We start from the raw sequence: 20,809 nt of genomic DNA, 5'->3' as shown, positions 1-20,809 counted from the left end.
GCGCTGGCAGGAGATGGGCTCCCGCCTTCGCGGGAGCACACAGATCGAGATAGATTAGAGAAATATGCCCCCATTTGTCAAAATCTGCGGCCTCTCGACGCCCGAGTCCCTCGATGCCGCCATCCGTCTCGGCGCGACGCACATCGGCCTCGTCCACTACGAGCCAAGCCCGCGCCACATCGACCTCAAGACCGCGGCCGAACTTCGCCAGCGCGCCGAGGGCAAGGTGAAGGTCGCGTTGCTGCTCGTGAACGCCTCGCAACAGGTGACCGGCGAGGCACTGAGCAAGGTGCGGCCTGACATCATCCAGTTCCACGGCAACGAGACCCCCGAATGGCTCGCGCGGGTGAAGCAGCTTGTGCCTGCCGAAGTCTGGAAAGCCGTCGGGCTCAAGGACGCCGGGACGCTCGAACGTATCCGGCAGTATGAAGGCGCCGCCGACCGCATCTTGTTCGACGCGCCCGCAGCGGCGCTGCCCGGCGGCACGGGCGCGCGTTTCGACTGGTCGCTGCTCAGGAACCATCGGCACAGCATGGACTGGGGCGTTGCGGGGGGGCTGACCCCGGCCAATGTCGCGCAGGCGATCGCCGAGACCGGCGCGCCGCTCGTCGATGTCTCGTCGGGGGTCGAAAGCGCGCCGGGCGTGAAGGATGTGGACAAGATCGCCGCTTTCCTTAAAGCCGCCGGTCGATGACCCAGCTTCCCAACAGCCTTCGCACCGGCCCCGACGAACGCGGGCATTTCGGCCAGTTCGGCGGCCGCTATGTCGCCGAGACGCTGATGCCGCTGATCCTCGACCTCGAACGCCACTATCGCGCCGCGCAGGCCGACCCGGCGTTCAAGGCCGAGTTCGACTATCTGCTCAAACATTATGTCGGCCGCCCGAGCCCGCTATGGTTTGCCGAACGGCTGACCGAGCATCTCGGCGGCGCGAAAATCTATCTGAAGCGCGAAGACCTCAATCACACCGGCGCGCACAAGATCAACAATTGCATCGGTCAGATCCTGCTCGCGAAGCGCATGGGCAAGACGAAGATCATCGCCGAAACCGGCGCCGGCCAGCATGGCGTCGCGACCGCGACCGTCGCGGCGCTCTTCGGCCTGCCCTGCACCATCTTCATGGGCGCGGTCGACGTCGCGCGGCAGCAGCCGAACGTGTTCCGCATGAAGCTGCTCGGCGCCGAGGTGGTCGCGGTCGAGAGCGGCGCGAAGACGCTGAAGGACGCAATGAACGAGGCGCTGCGCCACTGGGTCGCGAACGTCCACGACACCTTCTACATCATCGGCACCGTTGCGGGTCCGCATCCCTACCCCGAGCTCGTCCGCGATTTCCAGTCGGTGATCGGCGACGAAGCGAAGGCGCAGATTCTCGAAGCCGAAGGCCGCCTTCCCGACATGCTGATCGCCCCGGTCGGCGGCGGCTCGAACGCGATCGGGCTGTTCCACCCCTTCCTTGACGACGAAGGCGTCGAGATCGTCGGGGTCGAAGCCGCGGGCGAAGGGCTGGACGGCAAGCACGCCGCGAGCCTCGCGGGCGGACGCCCCGGCATCCTCCACGGCAACAAGACCTACCTGCTGCAGGACGAGGACGGCCAGATCACCGAGGCGCACAGCATCTCGGCGGGTCTCGACTATCCGGGCATCGGGCCCGAACATAGCTGGCTCCACGAAATCGGCCGCGTCCGCTATGAACCCGTCACCGACGCCGAGGCGCTGGCGAGCTTCCAGAAGCTGACGGAGCTCGAAGGCATCATCCCCGCGTTGGAATCCGCCCACGCGATCGCCGCTGCCGAACGCATCGCGCCGACACTGGGCAAGGACAAGATCATCATCGTCAACTGCTCGGGCCGCGGCGACAAGGACATCTTCACCGTGGCCGACGCGCTGGGGGTGGCGCTGTGACCCGCTTCGCCGCCACCTTCGCCAAGCCGCGCCCCGCACTCGTCGCTTTCATCACCGGCGGCGACGGCGATACCGCCGCGAACCTCGACGCGCTCGTTGCGGGGGGGGCCGACGTGATCGAGCTTGGGATGCCGTTCACCGATCCGATGGCCGACGGCCCCGCAATCCAGGCCGCCAATTTGCGCAGCCTCGCCAAGGGCACGACAACCGCCGATCTGTTCGCACTCGCTGCCGCCTTTCGCCAGCGCCACCGCGACGTTCCGCTCGTGCTGATGGGCTATGCCAATCCGATGACGGTCCGCGGCGGTGACTGGTTCGCCACCCAATGCGCGGAAGCGGGCGTCGATGGGGTAATCTGCGTCGACATTCCATCGGAAGAGGATGCCGAGCTCGGGCCGAGCCTGCGCGCCGCGGGCGTCGATCTCATTCGTCTCGCAACGCCCACGACCGATGCCGCGCGCCTGCCCGACGTGCTGAATGGCGCGGGCGGCTTCCTTTATTATGTCTCGGTTGCCGGGATCACCGGGCTGCAGCAGGCCGCGCAGGCGAGTATCGAGGATGCGGTGGCACGGCTCAAGGCCGCGACCGACCTGCCCGTCGCGGTCGGCTTCGGCGTCCGCACCCCCGAACAGGCCGCCGCCATTGCGCGCGTCGCCGACGGCGTGGTCGTCGGATCGGCCTTCATCGACATCATCGCCGAGCATGGCGACGCCGCTGCGCCGCATGTCGAAGCCTTCACCCGCAGCCTCGCCGATGCTATCCACGGCGCAAAGGAGATCGCCGCATGAGCTGGATCGACCGCGTCCGCAACGCCCTGCCCTTCACGGCGAAGCGCGATACCGCCGACAATCTCTGGCACAAATGCCGTCAATGTCAGCAGATGGTGTTCGTCAAGGAGTGGGAAGACAATCTGAACGTCTGCCCGCGCTGCGACCATCACGACCGCATCGGCGCCAAGGAGCGCTTCGCGCAGCTGTTCGACGGCGGCGTCCACGAGCTGATCGCCGCACCCGCGGCGCCCGAGGACCCGCTCAAATTCCGTGACACCAAAAAATATGTCGATCGCATCAAGGCGGCGCGCGCGCAGACCGGCGACCGCGACGCCTATCAGAACGCGTTCGGGCGCATTTCGGGCAAGGGTGCCGTCGTCGGCGTCCAGGATTTCGCCTTCATGGGCGGGTCGATGGGGGTCGCGGTCGGCGAAGCCTTCGTTGCCGGGGTCGAGCAGGCGATCAAGCGCGGCGTGCCCTATATCGCGATCACCGCCGCGGGCGGTGCGCGGATGCAGGAAGGCACGCTGTCGCTGATGCAGATGCCGCGCGCGACCGTCGCGCTCGCGCGCCTGCGCCGCGCCGGCCTGCCCTATATCGTGCTGCTCACCGATCCGACCACGGGCGGCGTCACCGCGAGCTATGCGATGCTCGGCGATGTCCAGATCAGCGAGCCCAAGGCGCTGATCGGCTTCGCGGGCCAGCGCGTGATCGAGAACACGATCCGCGAAAAGCTGCCCGAGGGCTTCCAGCGTGCCGAATATCTGCTCGATCACGGGATGATCGACATGGTGGTGCACCGCAAGGAATTGCCCGAGACGTTGGGGCGCCTGATCGGTTATCTGGCGCCCGAAAAGGCGGCCTGATTTTTCATTCCCGTCATTGCGAGCGGAGCAAAGCAATCCAGAGCGATTTACGCACACTCTGGATTGCTTCGCTCCGCTCGCAATGACGAAATGATGTAAGGGATCCCATGCCCGACCACGCGCACAGCTCCAACCCCGCCGTGCAGGCGCAGCTCGATCGCCTGGCGGCGCTATCGCCGGGACGGGATATTCTCGGTCTCGAACGCATCGCCGAACTCTGCCGCCGTCTTGACAATCCGCAGGACAAGCTGCCGCCGGTGCTCCACGTCGCGGGCACCAACGGCAAGGGCTCGACCTGCGCCTTCCTGCGCGCGGCCGTCGAGGCGGCGGGGCTCAAGGCGCATGTCTATTCCAGCCCGCATCTCGTGCGGTTCAACGAGCGTATCCGGCTCGCCGGCGAATTGATCGACGACGCGCTGCTCGCAGCGCTGCTCGGCGAAGTGCTCGACGTCGCCGAGGGGCTGCAGGCGAGCTTCTTCGAGGTCACGACCGCCGCGGCTTTCCTGGCCTTTGCCCGGACGCCCGCCGATGCCTGCATAATCGAGGTCGGGCTCGGCGGACGGCTCGACGCAACCAATATCATCGCAAAGCCGCTCGTTTGCGGTATCGCGTCGCTCGGCATCGATCATGAAGCCTTTCTCCTTGCCCCCGAGGATGATGTGCCGGCGGTCCCGATCGACCGCATCGCCTTCGAAAAGGCGGGAATCGCGAAGGCCGGGGTTCCGCTGGTGACGCAGGCCTATCCGTCCTCGGCGCGCGCCGAGGTGGCGAAGCAGGCGAACAGGGCCGGAGCGATCCTTTACGACCGCGGCGGCGCATGGGATGCCATCGTTCATGAGGACGGCATCCGCTACCGCGACGCGCGCGGCGCGCTCGACCTGCCCCTGCCCGCGATGATCGGGGCGCATCAGGCCGACAATGCGGCGCTGGCTGTCGCGATTCTCCGGCATCAGACCGCGCTCGCCATTCCCGACAGCGCTTGTGCCGTGGCGATGGCCCGTGCGCACTGGCCCGCGCGGATGCAACGGCTTGGCGCGGGGCCGCTGACCGCGATGCTGCCGCCCGGAGCCGCGCTATGGCTCGACGGCGGCCATAATCCCGACGCGGGCGTGGCGCTCGCGAAGGCCCTCGCCGACCGCGCGCCGCTGCACATTGTTTGCGGTCTGCTCGCCAACAAGGATGCCATCGGCTTTCTGCGGCCGTTCGCCGACAAGATCGCCTCGTTTCAGGCCGTGCCGATTCCGGGGCACGAACATCATGCACCGACGGAGCTTTGCCAGCAGGTGCAGAGCGAATTGGGGATTCGCGGTGTCGAGCCATGCGCCGATGTTACGGCGGCGCTCGCCGTCGTCCGCGATCGCCGGGGTGCCGACGTGCTGATCTGCGGTTCGCTCTATCTCGCAGGCGAAGTGCTCAGAGCCAACGGGCAGTCCCCGACCTGATCCTCAGCCGGAAGCTTCCTTCTGGCCCGAATCCCCGGTCTTTCCCGCCGAACCGACCGACAGATCGACGAGCCCCGTCCGCATCATCCACCAGAAGAGCAGAATGCCCGGAACCGCCGCCGCGGTGGTGAGCAGGTAGAATTGGACATAGCCGAAGGTCTCGATCAGCGCCCCCGCGGTCGTGCCGGTGACGAAACGCCCGACGATGCTCGCCGCCGAGGAAATCAGCGCATAATGCGCAGCAGTGAAGCGGAGGTCGCAGAGCGCCGAGAAATAGGCGACGACCACGACGCCGCCGATCCCGCTCGCAAAATTCTCGAACCCGATCGCGCCCGCCATGCCGAGATTGCTCTTGCCCGTCGCGGCAAGCAGCGCGAAGCTGAAATTCGATACGGCCATCAGGATCAGGCTGACGAGCACCGAGCGCTTCATTCCCATCCGCGCGTACATGATGCCGCCGATGAAGATGCCGATCAGATAGGCCCAGAAACCGATGCCGACGTCATAGATGGCGATCTCGTCATTGGTGTAGCCCAGATCGTCGAACAGCAGGCGGAAGGTCAGGTTGGCAAGGGTGTCGCCGATCTTGTGGACGAGAATGAAGAGCAGGACGAGCAGCGCTCCCTGCCGCTGGAAGAATTCGACGAACGGACCGACGATCGACTGGAGGATCGCGCCGCCGCCCTTGCGCTGCGCGGGATCGCGGTGCCGCTCGGGCTCGCCGAGCCACAGCGCCGCGACGACCGCGGGAAGCGCGAAGAGCGCGCAGGCGAGATAGGCCGCCTCCCATCCGTGCCGCGCCGCGAGGTAGAGCGCGAGTGCGCCCGCGCCCGCCGATCCGATGCGCCAGCCATATTGGCTCATCCCCGATCCGATGCCGAGCTGCTCGGGCTTCAGCGTTTCGATGCGATAGGCGTCGATGACGATGTCGAAGGTCGCCCCCGCGAGGCCGACGAGAATCGCGGCCACCGCGGTCTGATAGATGTCGGCCTTCGGGTCCTGCAGCGCGAGATTGGCGACCGCAGCCATGACCAGCACCGCGGCGAGGATCATCCACGACACGCGCTGCCCCATCCGGCCCAATATCGGCAAGCGGACGCCATCGACGATCCACGACCAGAGCGGCTTGAGATTGTAGACGAGGAAGGCGAGCGTGAAGGCCGTCACCGTCTTCTTGTCGATGCCGTCCTGCGCGAGGCGCGTCGTCAGGGTCGCGCCGATCATCGCGTAGGGGAAACCGGAAGACACCCCCAGGAGGAAGGCCGCCAGAGGCGCGCGTTCCAGATAAGGCCGGACGCTGTCCCACCAGCCTTGCGGCGCCGGCGTCACGCTCTCTGCTTGCAAATTCGGCTCTCCCCCATCGCATCCTGAAGCGGATGCGCGACCTGATGGTGTCATGGCCTAAAGCGTCGGGAACAAATTGGAAGCGGCTAATTCTTCACAGCGCGCCGAAGCGCCGCCGCGTCACGCCGCTTCGGGCCGCCAGAAGGTGCGCAGCCCGCTGACCTTGCGCGGGGCCTGGTTCTTGCAGGTCATCGTCTCGACCGCCTTCAGCGCTGACACGAGTTGCGAAGCGCTGTGCGGTTTGCCGAGGCAGGCAACAGCGAGATCTTCGGCGTCGGCGGGGCATTGTGCGGTTACAAGCAGCACCGCGATGCCGCGGTCGTGCGCGAGGCGGGCCACCTCACGCCCCGACATGTGACCAGCGAGCCCAAGGTCGAGAACGATCGCATCGATCTCGCCGGCGGCGATCACCGGCACCGCGGCCTCGCCCGAATCGACCGTCGCGACGACATCATAGCCGCCGTGTTTCAGCGTCCGCTCGTTGTCGAACGCGACCAGCGGATCATCCTCGATGATCAGCAGGCGCTTGATGCACGACGGGCGGGACGCGAAGAGCATATATACTCCCTTTAACGGCGCCATGACTCGCTCTTGCCCTTCCTGCAATATCGCTTCTGCTTGCCATCGACGAAGCGACCCATTTCGGGCTATGAGCGTGATCACAAAGGCACACTCTTGTGACCAAAAACGACAAGAAAGCCGCATCCGTTCCCATGAACAGCCGCCGTCCACCCCGCAGCGCGCCCCGCCCGGCGCCGTCCGATGCTCCGCGCGGCCGCCGTGCCGCGCGCGGAGCCGCCGCGCCGCGCAAGCCCCAACCCGAAACCGAACGCGACGAGGACGGGCCGCAGCGGATCGCGAAGCTGCTCGCGCGCGCCGGAGTCGGCTCGCGCCGCGACGTCGAGCGGATGATCGAGGAAGGGCGGATCGCGCTGAACGGCGAAACGATCGCGCAGCCCGCGCCGCTGCTCGCTTCGCTCGAAGGCCTGACGGTCGACGGCAATCCGGTCGCCAAGCCCGTCTCGACGCGGCTCTATCGCTTCTACAAGCCCGTGGGCTGCCTGACCGCGGCGCGCGATCCGAAAGGTCGCAAGACGATCTATGACGTGTTGCCCAAAGGGCTGCCACGGCTGATGCCGGTGGGCCGCCTCGATTATAACACCGAGGGGCTGCTGCTGCTGACCAACGACGGCGAATTCAAGCGCCAGCTCGAACTGCCCGCGAGCGGGGTCGAGCGCACCTATCGCGCGCGCGCCTTCGGCGACATCAGCCAGGAACAGCTCGAGGAGCTGGTGATGGGGGTCGAGATCGACGGCGTCCGCTATGGCAAGATCGACGCCAACCTCGAGCGCCGCACGGGCCGCAACCAGTGGATCGAGATGACGCTGACCGAGGGTAAGAACCGCGAGGTCCGCCGCGTGCTCGAACATCTCGGGTTGCAGGTCAGCCGGCTGATCCGCACCCGCTACGGCCAGTTCACCGTCGAGGCGCTCGACGTCGGCGCGGTCGAGATCGTGCCGCGCGACGAACTGTTCCAGTTCCGGCGGCGGCTCGGCTGATGCGGGTCATCGCGGGGGAATGGCGCGGGCGCAAGCTGCTCGCGCCGAAGAATGACGCGACCCGTCCGACAGCCGACCGGACGCGCGAGACCCTGTTCTCGATGCTCGCGAGCCGGCTCGGCAGCTTCGAGGGACTCCATGTCGCCGACCTGTTCGCCGGGTCGGGCGCGCTCGGGATCGAGGCGTTGTCGCGCGGCGCCGAACATTGCCTGTTCGGCGAGCAGGACCGCGACGCGCTCGATGCGCTCAGGAAAAATCTGGCTACGCTGGGCGCCGCATCGCGCGCCGATGTGCGGGCCGGATCGGTGCTTGGGCTCGGCCCGGGGCGCCGGACGTTCGACCTGCTGCTGTTCGACGCGCCATACGATACCGGCGCGGGCAGCGTCGCGCTCGACAAGCTGAACCGGCTCGGCTGGGTCGGCGCCGACAGCCTGATCTCGATCGAAACCTCGCACAAGGAAAGTGTCGAGGTCGCGGGGTTCGAGATCGATGCCGAACGCAAGGTCGGCAAGGCGAAGCTGACCTTGCTCAGGCTGGCCTAGTCTTACGCACCATCATCAGCCCGACCCAGCTCACCACGCCCGCCAGCGCCAGATAGAGGCCGACCATGTTCGTGCCGCCGCGGTCGCCCAGCCATTGCGCGGCGATCGGTGCCGCGGCGCCGCCCAATATGCCGCCGACGTTGAACGCGACCGACGCCCCCGTATAGCGCACCCGCACCGGAAACAGCGCGGTGAGCCAGCTACCGAGCGGGCCGTAGACGAGGCCCATCACGAACAGCGACGCCGCGAGGCCGAGGAAGATGAGGAACCAGCTTCCCGATCCCAATGACGGCCCGAACAGGATACCCGCAAGGATCGTCGCGCCGCAGCCCCAGGTCAGGACGCGCTGCGAGCTCGACGCATCGCTGACATAGCCCGCGAAAATAATGCCGCCGGCCATGAACAGGATCGCGCCAAGCTGGATCAGCAGGAACTGCTCCTTCGGATAGCCAAGCTCCTTCGTCCCGTGCGACAGCGCGAAGGAGGTCGCGAGATAGAAGATCGCGAAACAGGCGACGACCGCAAAGGTGCCCGCGAGCGTCGCGACGAGGTGATTGCGAAACAGTTCGCCGATCGGGACCGGCGCCGGCTTGTCCTCTTCGAGCGCGGCGGCGAAATCGGGCGTCTCGCCGATCTTGAGCCGCACCCACAGGCCGAGACCGACAAGCAGCGCCGAGAAGAGGAAAGGAATGCGCCAGCCCCAGGCGGCAAAATCGGCATCGCTGAGGCCGAGCCCGAGCAGCAGGAACAGCCCGTTCGCGGCGAGGAAGCCGACCGGCGCGCCGAGCTGCGGAAACATGCCGAAGCGCGATTTCCAGCCCGGCGGCGCATTCTCGACCGCGAGCAGCGCCGCCCCGCCCCATTCGCCGCCGAGCCCGAAGCCTTGGCCGAAGCGCAGGATACAGAGCAGCAGCGGCGCGATCCATCCGGCCATCGCATAGGTCGGCAGGAAGGCGATGAGCAGCGTCGATCCGCCCATCAGCATCAGCGAGGCGACGAGCGTCGACTTGCGTCCGATCCGGTCGCCATAATGACCGAAGACGATGGCCCCGACGGGACGCGCGAAAAAGGCGAGCCCGAAGCTCATGAAGGCGAGCATCTGCTGCGCCGAGGCCGATTCGGCGGGAAAGAAAAGCGGGCCGAAGACGAGCGCGGCGGCGGTCCCGTAAATGTAGAAATCATAGAATTCGACCGCGGTGCCGACGAGGCTCGCGGTCAGAATGCGCCGATGCGCGCGATAGGGTGCCAGATCCACGGGCAATGCCCCTCCCCTGTTTGTCCGGCGGACGCTTTGGACGCGAGGGGGCGGGTTATGCAAGGCGGAATGCGGGGGTTACGGCATTGGGGTGGGGAACTGCCGTTCTTTCTCCCCTCCCGCTTGCGGGAGGGGTCGGGAGAGGGGCAGCGGCGGTGCGAGAACCCTCCCCGCTGCGGCTAGCCAGCAAGCTGGCAAGCCTCGCTGCCCCTCCCGCAAGCGGGAGGGGAGATCAGGTCGCCTATCGGTCGCAAACCGACCCTTCCACGCCCCAATTATTGGCGAAGCGCACCCGCACGCGCTACACGCCGCCCATGACGATATTCCGACAAGTCGGCATTATCGGCTCGGGCCGGGTCGCGCAGGCGCTTGTGCTCGGGCTGGCGCCGCATTCGGGCGCTCCGGTCCTTCTGTGGGGACGGTCGCCGGACAGGGCCGGCGCAGCCGCCGCGCGGGTTCGAGCCATCGCTGCGCACGGCCTCGCTCCTGTAGCGAAGGATTGCGACCTGATCGCGATCGCGGTTTCGGACGACGCCGTGGCGACCGTCGCGGCTGAACTTGCCGAGGCGGTGTCGAAGAATTGCGCAGCTTTTGCCTTCCATGTCAGCGGCCGCAGCGGGGCGTCGCTTCTCGGCCCTCTGCAAACCGCGGGAATGCTGACCGGCGCGATCCATCCTGCGATGACTTTTACCGGCGATCCACAAGCCGAAGTCCGGCGAATGACGGAAGCGCGCTTCGCCGTTACCGGCTCCTCGCCGGCAGCGGAAGAGCGAGCGCGGCAGGTCGTCGCCCTGCTCGGTGGGATCGCCGTCCACATTTCCGAGGGCGGCCGCCCACTCTATCATGCGGCGCTCTGTCACGCGTCGAACCACCTCGTGACGCTGCTGGCCGGGGCCTCGCACGCGCTGCGAAATGCCGGTGTCGACGATCCGGCGGCCCTGATCGCGCCGCTGGTCCGGGCGGCGCTGGAGAACAGTCTCGATCGCGGCTTTGCGGCGCTATCGGGGCCGTTGCTGCGCGGCGATGACCATACGATCGAGGGGCATCTGGAGGCGCTTGCGGCCGCATGCCCCGACCTGCTTCCTGCCTATCGCGCAATGGCGCTCGCGACGCTCGACGAATTGGGACGGAAGGAGCGCTCGGCGCTTCGCCGCGCACTGGACAGCGGGGGCGCTGTTCCCTAATCGTTCGCGCGTGACCGATCTTCCCTCTCTCCATCCGGACGCTTCCGATCCTCCCTATCTGCAGGGCCTCAACGGCCCGCAGCGTCAGGCGGTGCTCACCACCGAAGGGCCGGTGCTGATGCTCGCGGGCGCGGGCACCGGAAAGACTGCGGCGCTGACCGCGCGGCTCGCGCATATCATCGCGACGCGGCGCGCATGGCCCTCGGAAATCCTCGCCGTTACCTTCACCAACAAGGCCGCGCGCGAGATGCGCGAGCGGATCGGGAGGATGATCGGAGATGCCGTCGAGGGAATGCCCTGGCTCGGCACCTTCCATAGCATTTGTGCGAAGATGCTGCGCCGCCATGTCGAACTGGTGGGGCTGCAAAGCAACTTCACCATCCTCGATACCGACGACCAGCTTCGGGTCCTCAAGCAACTCATCCAGGCCGAAGGGCTTGACGAGAAGCGCTGGCCGGCACGCCAGCTCGCGGGGTTGATCGACAAGTGGAAGAACCGCGGCCTCACCCCCGCCGATCTCGATGCGGCCGACAAGGAGGCTTATGCCGACGGCAAGGGCCAGCATTTCTATGCGCTCTATCAGGCGCGGCTGAAAACGCTGAATGCCTGCGACTTCGGCGACCTGCTGCTCCACATGCTCGTGATATTGAGGACGCACCGCGACGTGCTCGAATACTATCAGCAGCGGTTCAAATATGTCCTCGTCGACGAATATCAGGACACCAACGCGAGCCAATATCTCTGGCTGCGGCTGCTCGCGCAGGCGCGAAAGAATATCTGCTGCGTCGGCGACGACGACCAGTCCATCTATTCGTGGCGCGGCGCCGAGGTCGCGAACATCCTGCGCTTCGAGAAGGATTTTCCGGGCGCGACGGTGATCCGTCTCGAGCAGAATTACCGCTCGACGCCGCAGATATTGGCGGCCGCGTCGGCGCTGATCGCGCAAAACAGCGACCGGCTCGGCAAGACGCTGTGGACCGAGCTCGACGCGGGCGACAAGGTTCGCGTCGTCGGCGTGTGGGACGGCCCCGAGGAGGCGCGGCGGATCGGTGAAGAGTTGGAGACGCTCCAGCATCGCCGTGTCAGCCTCGACCGTGCCGCGATCCTCGTCCGCGCGCAGTTCCAGACGCGCGAGTTCGAGGACCGCTTCATCGCGATCGGCATGCCCTACCGGATCGTCGGCGGCTTCCGTTTCTACGAGCGCGCCGAAATTCGCGATGCGCTTGCCTATCTGCGTCTCGTCCAGTCGAGCGCGGACGATCTGGCGTTCGAGCGTATCGTCAACGTACCCAAGCGGGGGCTCGGCGACAAGGCGCTCGCGCGCATCCACCAGTTTGCGCGGATCGAACGCGCGCCGCTGTTTCACGCCGCGTCGCGGATCACCGAGACCGACGAGCTCACACCGCAGGCGCGGCGTCAGCTTGCGAACTTCGTTGCGCAGATGCGGAGCTGGCAGGGCAAGGCGAACGAACTGTCGCATCCCGAACTGACCCAGCTCATCCTCGACGAGTCAGGCTACACCGCGATGCTGCAGGCCGATCGCAGCGCCGAGGCAGCGGGGCGGCTCGAAAACCTCTCCGAACTCGTCCGCGCGATGGAGGAATATGACTCGCTCGAAGCGTTCCTCGAGCATGTCAGCCTCGTCATGGACCGCGACAACGACGATCAGACCGAGACGGTGACGATCATGACGATCCACGCCGCCAAAGGCCTCGAATTCGACCATGTTTTCCTTGCCGGATGGGAGGACGGTGTGTTCCCGTCGCAGCGTTCGATGGACGAAGGCGGCACCGCGAGCCTCGAGGAGGAGCGCCGTCTCGCCTATGTCGCGATCACCCGCGCCCGCCAGCGCGCGAGCATCTATCACGCCGCGAACCGCCGCATCTATGGCCAGTGGATGAGCAGCATCCCGAGCCGCTTCATCGGCGAAATTCCCGCCGAGCATGTCGAGAGCGAGAATAGTTTCGGCGGCGGACAGAGCCTGTGGCGCGCGAACTGGTCGGCGCAGGGCGACCCCTTCGCCCATGTCGCCGAGCGCAACCCCGCGCGCACGATGACGCGCGGTCCGGCGTGGCAGCGCGCGGTCGCCGGGTCCTCGACAATCACCCGCGCTCCCGCCCCGTCGGAGCGCGCGTCCGCCGCTTCGGTCGGCGCCAAGCCGCGATCCGACCTCGCGATCGGGATGCGCGTGTTCCACGAAAAGTTCGGCTATGGCGAGATCATCGACATCGACGGCAACAAGCTCGACGTCGAATTCGATCAGTCGGGCAGCAAAAAGGTCCTCGACGGTTTCGTCCGCGCAGCCTGATTCCCATTGTCTACTGCATTAGTTATGATATGCCATCTCCTGCGGCCAGCGAGTCGCGTTTTGGGAGAATCTGCATGCGAAATAAGCTCTTAGCGGGCGCGATGGCGCTCGCCCTGGTCGGCTGCGGTGAAAAGCCAGCCGACGAGGCCAGTGTTTCGACTTCCAATGCCCCCGCTGCCGAAGCGGCCGCCAGCGATGCGGCGGGCCCCGATGTGGCGCTCAATGCCGCACCGGGCGTCGCCTTCGACTATTCCTACACCTTCCGTCTCGCCGACGACCGCATCGCCAGGGTGCAGGAGGAACATGCCGCCGCCTGTGAAACGCTGGGCATCCAGCGCTGTCGCATCGTCGACGTCCGCTATCAGCTGAATGACGAAAAGCTGGTGGAGGCGCAGACGCAGTTCAAGCTCGATCCGGGCATCGCGCGCAAATTCGGCGCCAACGCGCTCGCGAGCGTCGAGAAGGCGGAGGGCGTCCTCGCCGACGCGAGCGTCAATGGCGAGGATCTCGGAAGCGAAATCCTGGCGTCGCAGCAGCGCAGCGCGGGCTCCGAAGCCGAAATCGCGCGGCTGGAAGAAAGACTGAAGCAAGGCGGCCTCGACAAGCGCGAGCGCGCCGAACTGCTTTCGCAGATCGGCACGCTGCGCGGGCAAATCGGCGACGAGCGGCAGAGCCGCCGCGCCGGGGAAGCCCGAATCGCGTGGACGAGCGTCGCGTTCAACTATGCAAGCGACGGCGGCCTTCCGGGCATCGGCCGCGAGAATCCGTTCGGCAACGCGTGGACCACCTTGCTGGGCAGCGGGGGCACCTTGCTGTCGATCATCCTCGTCGCCGGCGCCGCCGTCCTGCCATGGGCGTTGCTGGCGGCATTGATCGTCTTCCTGTGGCGCCGTTTCCGCAGTCGCCCGACCGAGCCGCCCGCACCCGCTGCTTGAGAATCAGCGATCGGGGGCAGATATTCTGTCCCCGGTCGATACGCTTTGCCAGTTTCGGAAATGGGTCGCTGGTGGAGCCGAGGGGAATCGAACCCCTGACCTCTGCAGTGCGATTGCAGCGCTCTCCCATCTGAGCTACGGCCCCGCGACCGGGCGCTCTTAACTGCACATATTGACAGTGGCAACGGCTTTTCTGACGATTGTCGCCGCTATCGGTAAAATTGGGGAGTGGGGGACTATGGCCAAGGCGTGGCATTTGATCAGCCGTCCGCACGGACGCCCGTCGCACGACAATTTGGCGCTGCGCGAAATTCCCGACGGGCCGCTCGAAGCCGACCAGCTTCGCGTTCGCAATCATTGGCTGTCGGTCGATCCCTATATGCGCGGGCGGATGAACGACGCGAAAAGCTATGCCGCGAGCTTTCAGATCGACCAGCCGATGACCGGCGGCGCGATCGGCGAGATCCTCGAAAGCCGCATGGAGGGTTTCGCACCCGGCGACCTGATTCTTCACATGGGCGGATGGCGCGACGGCGGGGTCATCGGCCTCGACATGATGCCCAACAAGCTGCCCGCCGACCTGCTGGCGGCGGGCCTTTCGCCGCAGACCTTCCTTCACAACATGGGGCTGACCGGCGGCACCGCGTGGATCGGCCTGCTTCGCATCGCGGCGGCGAAGCCGGGCGACACGGTCTTCGTTTCGGCGGCGGCAGGCGCGGTGGGATCGGCGGTGGTCCAGATCGCCAAGGCGCGCGAGATGACCGTCATCGGGTCGGCGGGCGGCGCCGAAAAATGTGCGTGGGTATCCGATCTCGGCGCCGACGCGGTGATCGATTACAAGGCGGGCCCGGTCCTGCCGCAACTCGCGCGGGCGCTCGAAGCGATCGGCAAGCCGGGGATCGACGTCTATTTCGACAATGTCGGCGGCGAGCATCTCGACGCCGCCTTTGCGGCCGCCAACGACTTTGCGCGTTTTGCGATCTGCGGGATGATCGACGTCTATAACGACGGCAAAGCGCAGGAAATGAAATATCTGATCCGGGCCATTCCGGCGCGCATCCGCATGGAGGGCTTTATCTACACCGACCAGTTCATCGACTGCGCCGACGAATTCTACGCCGACATGGCCAGCCTGATCGCGAGCGGCGCGGTGACGATGCGCGAGACGGTGCGCGACGGGCTGGAGGTGGCGCCGGACGCCTTCCTCGGCCTCTTCAGCGGCGAGAATATCGGGAAGATGCTCGTCCGGCTCTGAAGCGGGCGACCGGCGTCAGCTTCCGAAACCGACCGACAGGAAATCCGGCATCGGGCCGTTCCAGCCGTCATCGGGGCCGTCGTCGTCGTGCCGCGACGCCGGGGCCGGCTTGCGGCCCTCATCCCTTTTGGGCACGTCCCGTTTCGGCGCGGCGCGTTTGTCGTCGCTGCGCTTCGGTTGCCTGTCGGCTTTCGAGCGTCCGCCGCGCTCCGCACGGCCGCTGCGGCGCGGTTCGCGCTCTTCGGTCTCGCGTGCAGGCCTTGCGTCCACAGCGCCGGTGTCGTGCATCGGAATCTGGTAGCCGGTCAGCTTCTGGATATTGTCGAGCGCCTCGTCGTCCGATGGCGTGACCAGCGTGAAGGCCCTGCCCTTCGCGCCCGCGCGGCCGGTGCGGCCGATGCGGTGGACATAATCGTCGAGATGCCAGGGCGCGTCGAAGTTGAACACATGGCTGACGCCCTTGACGTCGAGCCCGCGCGCCGCGACGTCCGAGGCGACCAGTATGTTGATCGTCCCCGCCTTGAAGCGGTCGAGTTCGGCGATGCGGCTCGACTGGTCCATGTCACCATGAATCTCGCCCGCCTTGTAACCATGGCGCTGCAGCGACTTCGCGAGCTCGCGCACCGTCGTCTTGCGGTTGCAGAAGATGATCGCGGTGCCGATATCCTCAGCCTCGATCAGACCGCGCAGCGTGTCGCGCTTGCCGCGCTCGGAGGTCTTCACCACGAACTGCTCGATATTCTCGTTGCGGCTCGCCGGGCGCGCGACCTCGATCGTCTTCGGGTTCGACAGGAATTTGTCGGCCAGCTTTTTGATCGGCGGCGGCATCGTCGCCGAGAAGAGCAGGGTCTGCCGATTCGCCGGCAGCTTGGTGCAGATATTCTCGATGTCGGGGATAAAGCCCATGTCGAGCATGCGGTCGGCTTCGTCGATCACCAGCAGGTTGCAGCCGGTGAGCAATATCTTGCCGCGCTCGAACAGGTCCATCAGGCGGCCCGGGGTCGCGATCAGGACATCGACGCCCTTCTCCAGCGCCTTGACCTGATCGCCCATCTGGACGCCGCCGATCAGCAACGCCATCGAGAGCTTGTGATACTTGCCGTATTTCTCGAAGTTTTCCGCCACCTGCGCCGCGAGTTCGCGTGTCGGCGCGAGGATCAGCGAGCGCGGCATCCGGGCGCGCGTGCGGCCGTGCGCGAGGATGTCGATCATCGGCAGCACGAAGGACGCGGTCTTGCCCGTGCCCGTCTGGGCGATGCCGATGATGTCGCGCATCATCAGCACCGAGGGAATGACGCCCGCCTGAATCGGGGTCGGCTCGTCGTAGCCCGCTTCGGTGACTGCGCGCAAAAGTTCGTCGGAAAGGCCGAGGTCGGCAAATTTCATAAGGTCAAACTGTCCGGAAAAATGTTGCAGCATGGCGTCCCACGAGCGCCATTGCTGCCGCGGCCCTTGGGGAAGTGGGGACGAAAAGTCAAGAAAAGGCGTCGATTGACCCGATCAATCCTCGTCGCGCGGGACCGGCACCATCAGGCGGAATTTGTCGATCTGGCACTTCGCGCCGGTTCGGGCGTGAATTTCGTCGCGATCCTCGCAAAGCCGCCCGTCCTTGGTGCCCTGCATATAGAAGCCGGCGTAGAAATCGAGCGCGCGGCAGCCGCGGTTGAGCTGCGCCCGCAACCGCTGCCGCTGCCGGGTGATCAGGTCGATGCTGTCGCGCTCGGTCGCCTGCATGCCGGTGATGTCGCGCATCGCGACGCATTTCGGGGCCTTCTTTTCCTTCCACTCGATCGGAATCTGCCGCAAACGCATCTCGGGGGTCGGCGCGGCCATGAAATTGTTGATCGGCGAACGCCGCGCGGGAACCCGGATGATAAGCTGTTGTTCGATGACCACCTGCCAGAAGCCCGCGGAGGCTTCGCCGGGCGCCGGCAGCGAAATCGCGACCAGCGGTTCGGGCGGCTGCGAGGGCATCGGCGCGTCTGCGACGGGTCCCCAGATCATCGCCATCAGGGCGGCAGCCGTCAGCACGATCGCGCGGCCGTCCTTCCGGCGCCCTGACAGAAGATGATGCTCACCCGCAGCTCCCGCTTCGATGCTGGACGAAATGTCGCCTTTCGTCCATCGCCCCTTTTAATCGCCATGATTGAACATCAAATGAATTGCTGTCGAGCCCTCTGCGCCCGATCGGCGAAGATTTCCGGAGGTTTTTTGGCATGACGCGCCCGCCCTCGCCCGCCCTTCTGTCCCGGCTTGCCGATCGCCTGGGGCCGAAAGGCTTCAGTGCCGATCCCGATGTGCTGGCGCCCTGGCTGACCGACTGGCGCGGCAAATATCATGGCAAGACCGCGGCGATGCTCTCGCCCGCGACGACCGAAGAGGTCGCGGCGGTCGTTAGCCTCTGCGCCGCCGAGGGGGTGGCGCTCGTCCCGCAGGGCGGCAACAGCGGCATGGTCGGCGGAGCGACGCCCGACACGTCGGGCGACCAGCTTTTGCTGAGCCTGCGGCGGATGAACCGCATCCGTACGATCGACGAACCGGCGCGGATCATGGTCGCCGAAGCCGGTGTGATCCTCGAGCATCTGCACCATGCCGCGCTCGACAGGGGGCTGCGCTTTCCCCTGACCCTCGGCGGCAAGGGGTCCGCGACCGTCGGCGGGCTGGTTTCGACCAATGCCGGTGGAACGCAGGTCCTGCGCCACGGCACGATGCGCGCGCTCGTCGCAGGGATCGAGGCGGTGCTTCCCGATGGCCGCATCTTCGACGGTCTCGCGCCGCTCAAGAAGGACAATCGCGGCTATGACTTCCGGCACCTGTTCTGCGGCGCCGAAGGGACGCTGGGGATCGTGACGGCGGCGAGCCTGCGGCTGGTTCCGGCGGCAGCGGCGCGGCAGACGGCGTGGATCGGGCTTGCCTCGCCCGATGACGCCCTGCTGCTGCTTCGCCGCCTCGACGCCGCGCTCGGCAATAGCCTCGAAGGATTCGAGATCATCCCGCACCGCACGATCGAGGCGGTGCTGCGCCATATTCCGCAGACGCGCCTTCCCCTCGCCGAAGCGGCCCCTTGGTACGCACTCGTCGAGCTGGCGGGCGACGATGGGGAGGCACTCGGCGAGACGCTGGAAAGCGAATTGACCGCGGCGCTCGATACGGGGCTCATCCACGACGTCGCGATCGCCAAGAACGACCGCGAGAGCGAGGATTTCTGGCGCCTGCGCGACTCAATCTCCGAAGCTGAACGCGCGGAAGGCCCGGCGCTCCAGCACGACATCAGCGTCCCGGTCGACCTGATGCCCCGGTTCATCGCCGACAATCCCGCGCGTCTTGCCACCGCCTTCCCCGGTATCCGCACCATCTCTTTCGGCCATCTGGGCGACGGGAATATCCATCATCATGTTCAGCCGCCGCAGGACGCGGACGGCGCGGGCTGGCTCGCGCGCCATGGCGCGGAGGCGAGCCGGATCGTCTATACCCATGTCGTCGAACTGGGCGGGTCGATTTCAGCCGAGCATGGCATCGGCCAGATGAAGCGCGACATATTGGCGGAACTCGACAGCCCGGCGCGGCTTGCCGCGCTGCGCGCGATCAAGGCGGGGCTCGACCCCGCCGGGCTGTTCAATCCGGGTAAACTGATCGGCTGATTGCGGCGGCGGCCCGCACCATCGCCCCTTGCGCCGCGCCGCGCGTGCCAATAAGGCGCGCCTTTAGCCTTTCCGCCCCGAAACCCCGGGGCGTCCGATCCGGAGTTCTACCATGGCCACCGCGCCCGCCAACAACCTGCCGATTTTCTACAACGACCTCGTTCCGCTTTCGAGCGTCGATCACGCCGATTTCCGCGCGCGTCCGATGGACAATGCCGATTTCCTGGTCAACCAGCACGCCGTGCCGCTGACGTCGGACGAGTTCGTGCCGGCGTCGCGTTTCTATCCGATCGTCTTCTCGTCGGGCGAAAATCCCGTTCCGCTGGCGCTGATGGGCCTCAACGAAGGCGTGAACACCTTCGTCGATGCCGATGGCAAGCTGCTGAACCCCGTCTATGTCCCGGCCTATATCCGCCGTTATCCCTTCCTGCTCGCGCGGCTCAATCCCGACAGCGAAGACCTGTCGCTCTGCTTCGACCCCACCTCGGGCGCGATCGGCAAGTTCGACGAGGGCGACGCGCTGTTCGAGAACGGCCAGCCGACCGAGCCCGTCACCGGCATCCTCGAATTCTGCAAGAATTTCGAGGAATCGGGCCTGCGGACCAGCTTCTTCGTAGAGGAGCTCAAGAAGGCCGACCTGTTGATGGAAGGCGAAGTCGCGATCCAGCCCGAAGGCAGCGACAAGCCCTATATCTATCGCGGCTTCCAGATGGTCGACGAGAACAAGCTGCGCGAACTGCGCGGCGACGTGCTCCGCAAGATGAACCAGAACGGCCTGCTCGCGCTGATCTATGCCCATCTCTTCTCGCTGCAGCTGATGCGCGAAGTCTTCGCCGAGCAGGTGAAGGCGGGTAAAGTCCCCGAACTGATGCAGGTTCCCGCAGCCTGAGAGGACTAGATATGGCCACCCTCGTCGATACCGGAACGACCGCCGATCCGCGTTATACGAAGGTGGCCATATGGCTCCACTGGCTGATCGGCCTCGCCGTCATCACCAATATCGGTCTCGTCATGCTGACCGAAGGCCTGCCGCGCGAGACGCATCGCGCCGCGATGAGCCTCCACAAGGCGCTCGGCATCACGATCCTCCTGCTGACCTTGCTGCGCCTCCTGTGGCGCCTCGGCCACCGGACTCCGCCGCTTCCGGTGGGCACGCCGGACTGGGAGAAATGGGCGACCCGGATCGTCCATTTTCTCTTCTATGCGCTGCTGATCCTGTTGCCGCTCTCGGGATGGGTGTGGATGTCGGCGGCCGACCGCCCGATCGATGTCTTCGGTTTGTTCACGCTTCCGTCGATCGTCGCGCCCGACAAGGCGCTGGGCGACGTGATGCACGAACGGCACGAGGCGATGGGCCTGACGATGCTCGCGCTCGTCATCATTCATCTGCTTGCGGTGGCAAAGCACCAGTTCATCGACCGCAACCGGCAGCTTTCGCGGATGAATCCCTTTTGAGACGCGGCGCGCCGATCTCAAAAGTCGATCGCGAGGCCCTTCAGTTCCCAGTCGCCATAGCGCACCGGGTCGCGCCCGCCGGGCTGGTCCTCGGCCTTGTCGACGCGGATCGGCGCGGGCGACGGCAGCGGGCTGTTCGTCCAGTGCGCGGGCGGCTGCAGATGCGCCGGGCGCTTGGTCGCACGGGGCGTGCCGCCCATATCGTTCGTTTCGCAGTTATCGGCCATGATTGGTCCAACATAGGATATCGCGTGTCCCTCGCCAAGCACCTCCATGGCTGATCGCCGCCCTCGCCGCGGACGTGGCCCCGCCGAAGCCGACCCGCCGGGCACCGCGCCGCGGCGCGCCGCG

General features: G+C 66.2%; 20 protein-coding genes and 1 tRNA gene. 14 read left to right on the top strand and 7 right to left on the bottom strand.

Going from position 1 to position 20,809, the window contains the following annotated elements; genetic code table 11:
- The first annotated feature begins 64 nt into the window (after nucleotides 1-64).
- The 5 genes from ACE3SL_RS05965 to ACE3SL_RS05945 all read left to right on the top strand — a co-directional run bounded on the left by ACE3SL_RS05965 (nucleotide 65) and on the right by ACE3SL_RS05945 (nucleotide 4,980).
- Complete coding sequence (locus ACE3SL_RS05965; protein ID WP_374524839.1) at nucleotides 65-694, top strand: phosphoribosylanthranilate isomerase; 630 nt, start codon at nucleotides 65-67, stop codon at nucleotides 692-694.
- Nucleotides 691-1,902 (top strand): tryptophan synthase subunit beta, encoded by a 1,212-nt coding sequence (gene trpB / locus ACE3SL_RS05960; RefSeq protein ID WP_374524838.1) that lies wholly within the window; start codon nucleotides 691-693, stop codon nucleotides 1,900-1,902. Before ACE3SL_RS05965 ends, trpB begins: the two co-directional genes overlap by 4 nt.
- Nucleotides 1,899-2,690, top strand: coding sequence for a tryptophan synthase subunit alpha (trpA, locus tag ACE3SL_RS05955; protein ID WP_374524837.1), 792 nt, complete (start codon nucleotides 1,899-1,901; stop codon nucleotides 2,688-2,690). Before trpB ends, trpA begins: the two co-directional genes overlap by 4 nt.
- Nucleotides 2,687-3,538 carry an acetyl-CoA carboxylase, carboxyltransferase subunit beta gene (gene accD, locus ACE3SL_RS05950; RefSeq protein ID WP_374524836.1) on the top strand — a complete coding sequence of 284 codons (852 nt, stop codon included), beginning with the start codon at nucleotides 2,687-2,689 and terminating at the stop codon, nucleotides 3,536-3,538. Before trpA ends, accD begins: the two co-directional genes overlap by 4 nt.
- A 107-nt stretch (nucleotides 3,539-3,645) precedes the next feature.
- Nucleotides 3,646-4,980: a folylpolyglutamate synthase/dihydrofolate synthase family protein gene (locus tag ACE3SL_RS05945; protein ID WP_374524835.1), complete on the top strand. Its 1,335-nt coding sequence runs from the start codon at nucleotides 3,646-3,648 to the stop codon at nucleotides 4,978-4,980.
- Between the two features lie 3 nt (nucleotides 4,981-4,983).
- Here ACE3SL_RS05945 and ACE3SL_RS05940 read toward each other — a convergent pair whose 3' ends face one another.
- Both ACE3SL_RS05940 and ACE3SL_RS05935 read right to left on the bottom strand, forming a co-directional pair.
- The gene (locus ACE3SL_RS05940) at nucleotides 4,984-6,309 is read right to left on the bottom strand and encodes an MFS transporter (RefSeq protein ID WP_374524856.1); all 1,326 of its coding nucleotides are present in this window, start codon (nucleotides 6,307-6,309) and stop codon (nucleotides 4,984-4,986) included.
- Nucleotides 6,310-6,444: 135 nt separating this feature from the next.
- On the bottom strand, nucleotides 6,445-6,882 hold the full coding sequence (locus ACE3SL_RS05935; protein ID WP_374524834.1) for a response regulator: 438 nt from the start codon (nucleotides 6,880-6,882) through the stop codon (nucleotides 6,445-6,447).
- 155 nt (nucleotides 6,883-7,037) lie between these two features.
- On the opposite strand from ACE3SL_RS05935, the gene ACE3SL_RS05930 reads away from it, so the two are divergent.
- Both ACE3SL_RS05930 and rsmD read left to right on the top strand, forming a co-directional pair.
- Nucleotides 7,038-7,883: a pseudouridine synthase gene (locus ACE3SL_RS05930; RefSeq protein ID WP_374524833.1), complete on the top strand. Its 846-nt coding sequence runs from the start codon at nucleotides 7,038-7,040 to the stop codon at nucleotides 7,881-7,883.
- A complete protein-coding gene (gene rsmD, locus ACE3SL_RS05925; protein ID WP_374524832.1) occupies nucleotides 7,883-8,425 on the top strand; it encodes a 16S rRNA (guanine(966)-N(2))-methyltransferase RsmD in 543 nt (180 codons plus the stop codon). The genes ACE3SL_RS05930 and rsmD overlap by 1 nt, the downstream gene beginning before the upstream one ends.
- On the opposite strand, the gene ACE3SL_RS05920 is transcribed toward rsmD, so the two are convergent.
- Nucleotides 8,412-9,674 carry an MFS transporter gene (locus ACE3SL_RS05920; RefSeq protein WP_374524855.1) on the bottom strand — a complete coding sequence of 421 codons (1,263 nt, stop codon included), beginning with the start codon at nucleotides 9,672-9,674 and terminating at the stop codon, nucleotides 8,412-8,414. The genes rsmD and ACE3SL_RS05920 overlap by 14 nt on opposite strands.
- A 320-nt stretch (nucleotides 9,675-9,994) precedes the next feature.
- Between ACE3SL_RS05920 and ACE3SL_RS05915 the strand changes: the two genes are divergently transcribed.
- From ACE3SL_RS05915 to ACE3SL_RS05905, 3 genes are all read left to right on the top strand, one after another.
- Nucleotides 9,995-10,864, top strand: coding sequence for a Rossmann-like and DUF2520 domain-containing protein (locus tag ACE3SL_RS05915; RefSeq protein WP_374524854.1), 870 nt, complete (start codon nucleotides 9,995-9,997; stop codon nucleotides 10,862-10,864).
- A 10-nt stretch (nucleotides 10,865-10,874) separates the two neighbouring features.
- Nucleotides 10,875-13,172: an ATP-dependent helicase gene (locus tag ACE3SL_RS05910; RefSeq protein WP_374524831.1), complete on the top strand. Its 2,298-nt coding sequence runs from the start codon at nucleotides 10,875-10,877 to the stop codon at nucleotides 13,170-13,172.
- 74 nt (nucleotides 13,173-13,246) lie between these two features.
- Complete coding sequence (locus ACE3SL_RS05905; protein WP_374524830.1) at nucleotides 13,247-14,107, top strand: DUF4349 domain-containing protein; 861 nt, start codon at nucleotides 13,247-13,249, stop codon at nucleotides 14,105-14,107.
- A 69-nt stretch (nucleotides 14,108-14,176) separates the two neighbouring features.
- Here ACE3SL_RS05905 and ACE3SL_RS05900 read toward each other — a convergent pair.
- Nucleotides 14,177-14,252 (bottom strand) — tRNA-Ala (locus ACE3SL_RS05900).
- Nucleotides 14,253-14,345: 93 nt separating this feature from the next.
- Between ACE3SL_RS05900 and ACE3SL_RS05895 the strand changes: the two genes are divergently transcribed.
- Nucleotides 14,346-15,362, top strand: coding sequence for an NADP-dependent oxidoreductase (locus ACE3SL_RS05895; RefSeq protein ID WP_374524829.1), 1,017 nt, complete (start codon nucleotides 14,346-14,348; stop codon nucleotides 15,360-15,362).
- Nucleotides 15,363-15,377: 15 nt separating this feature from the next.
- Here ACE3SL_RS05895 and ACE3SL_RS05890 read toward each other — a convergent pair whose 3' ends face one another.
- Nucleotides 15,378-16,748 carry a DEAD/DEAH box helicase gene (locus ACE3SL_RS05890; protein WP_374524828.1) on the bottom strand — a complete coding sequence of 457 codons (1,371 nt, stop codon included), beginning with the start codon at nucleotides 16,746-16,748 and terminating at the stop codon, nucleotides 15,378-15,380.
- 114 nt (nucleotides 16,749-16,862) lie between these two features.
- On the bottom strand, nucleotides 16,863-17,393 hold the full coding sequence (locus ACE3SL_RS05885; protein WP_374524827.1) for a hypothetical protein: 531 nt from the start codon (nucleotides 17,391-17,393) through the stop codon (nucleotides 16,863-16,865).
- 185 nt (nucleotides 17,394-17,578) lie between these two features.
- Between ACE3SL_RS05885 and ACE3SL_RS05880 the strand changes: the two genes are divergently transcribed.
- The 3 genes from ACE3SL_RS05880 to ACE3SL_RS05870 all read left to right on the top strand — a co-directional run bounded on the left by ACE3SL_RS05880 (nucleotide 17,579) and on the right by ACE3SL_RS05870 (nucleotide 20,458).
- The gene (locus ACE3SL_RS05880; protein ID WP_374524826.1) at nucleotides 17,579-19,003 is read left to right on the top strand and encodes an FAD-binding oxidoreductase; all 1,425 of its coding nucleotides are present in this window, start codon (nucleotides 17,579-17,581) and stop codon (nucleotides 19,001-19,003) included.
- A gap of 112 nt (nucleotides 19,004-19,115) precedes the next feature.
- Entirely contained in the window at nucleotides 19,116-19,892 is a 777-nt protein-coding gene (locus ACE3SL_RS05875; RefSeq protein WP_374524825.1) for a SapC family protein, read from the top strand.
- An 11-nt stretch (nucleotides 19,893-19,903) separates the two neighbouring features.
- Entirely contained in the window at nucleotides 19,904-20,458 is a 555-nt protein-coding gene (locus ACE3SL_RS05870; RefSeq protein WP_374524824.1) for a cytochrome b, read from the top strand.
- A 17-nt stretch (nucleotides 20,459-20,475) separates the two neighbouring features.
- Here ACE3SL_RS05870 and ACE3SL_RS05865 read toward each other — a convergent pair whose 3' ends face one another.
- Nucleotides 20,476-20,685 carry a DUF1674 domain-containing protein gene (locus ACE3SL_RS05865; RefSeq protein ID WP_374524823.1) on the bottom strand — a complete coding sequence of 70 codons (210 nt, stop codon included), beginning with the start codon at nucleotides 20,683-20,685 and terminating at the stop codon, nucleotides 20,476-20,478.
- Nucleotides 20,686-20,809: the final 124 nt, after the last annotated feature.

It is taken from the genome of Sphingopyxis sp., assembly GCF_041916015.1.
GTDB lineage: Bacteria > Pseudomonadota > Alphaproteobacteria > Sphingomonadales > Sphingomonadaceae > Sphingopyxis.
The sequence above is the reverse complement of the archived record's forward strand: the minus strand, read 5'-3'. Positions and strand labels throughout refer to the sequence as shown.

What these genes read in the sequence shown, in the direction of transcription:
- ACE3SL_RS05965 (WP_374524839.1), top strand. Translation starts at nt 65, where the DNA reads ATGCCCCCATTTGTCAAAATCTGCGGCCTCTCGACGCCCGAGTCCCTC.
- trpB (WP_374524838.1), top strand. Translation starts at nt 691, where the DNA reads ATGACCCAGCTTCCCAACAGCCTTCGCACCGGCCCCGACGAACGCGGG.
- accD (WP_374524836.1), top strand. Translation starts at nt 2,687, where the DNA reads ATGAGCTGGATCGACCGCGTCCGCAACGCCCTGCCCTTCACGGCGAAG.
- ACE3SL_RS05945 (WP_374524835.1), top strand. Translation starts at nt 3,646, where the DNA reads ATGCCCGACCACGCGCACAGCTCCAACCCCGCCGTGCAGGCGCAGCTC.
- ACE3SL_RS05935 (WP_374524834.1), bottom strand. Translation starts at nt 6,882, where the DNA reads ATGCTCTTCGCGTCCCGCCCGTCGTGCATCAAGCGCCTGCTGATCATC.
- ACE3SL_RS05930 (WP_374524833.1), top strand. Translation starts at nt 7,038, where the DNA reads ATGAACAGCCGCCGTCCACCCCGCAGCGCGCCCCGCCCGGCGCCGTCC.
- rsmD (WP_374524832.1), top strand. Translation starts at nt 7,883, where the DNA reads ATGCGGGTCATCGCGGGGGAATGGCGCGGGCGCAAGCTGCTCGCGCCG.
- ACE3SL_RS05915 (WP_374524854.1), top strand. Translation starts at nt 9,995, where the DNA reads ATGACGATATTCCGACAAGTCGGCATTATCGGCTCGGGCCGGGTCGCG.
- ACE3SL_RS05905 (WP_374524830.1), top strand. Translation starts at nt 13,247, where the DNA reads ATGCGAAATAAGCTCTTAGCGGGCGCGATGGCGCTCGCCCTGGTCGGC.
- ACE3SL_RS05895 (WP_374524829.1), top strand. Translation starts at nt 14,346, where the DNA reads ATGGCCAAGGCGTGGCATTTGATCAGCCGTCCGCACGGACGCCCGTCG.
- ACE3SL_RS05890 (WP_374524828.1), bottom strand. Translation starts at nt 16,748, where the DNA reads ATGAAATTTGCCGACCTCGGCCTTTCCGACGAACTTTTGCGCGCAGTC.
- ACE3SL_RS05880 (WP_374524826.1), top strand. Translation starts at nt 17,579, where the DNA reads ATGACGCGCCCGCCCTCGCCCGCCCTTCTGTCCCGGCTTGCCGATCGC.
- ACE3SL_RS05875 (WP_374524825.1), top strand. Translation starts at nt 19,116, where the DNA reads ATGGCCACCGCGCCCGCCAACAACCTGCCGATTTTCTACAACGACCTC.
- ACE3SL_RS05870 (WP_374524824.1), top strand. Translation starts at nt 19,904, where the DNA reads ATGGCCACCCTCGTCGATACCGGAACGACCGCCGATCCGCGTTATACG.
- ACE3SL_RS05865 (WP_374524823.1), bottom strand. Translation starts at nt 20,685, where the DNA reads ATGGCCGATAACTGCGAAACGAACGATATGGGCGGCACGCCCCGTGCG.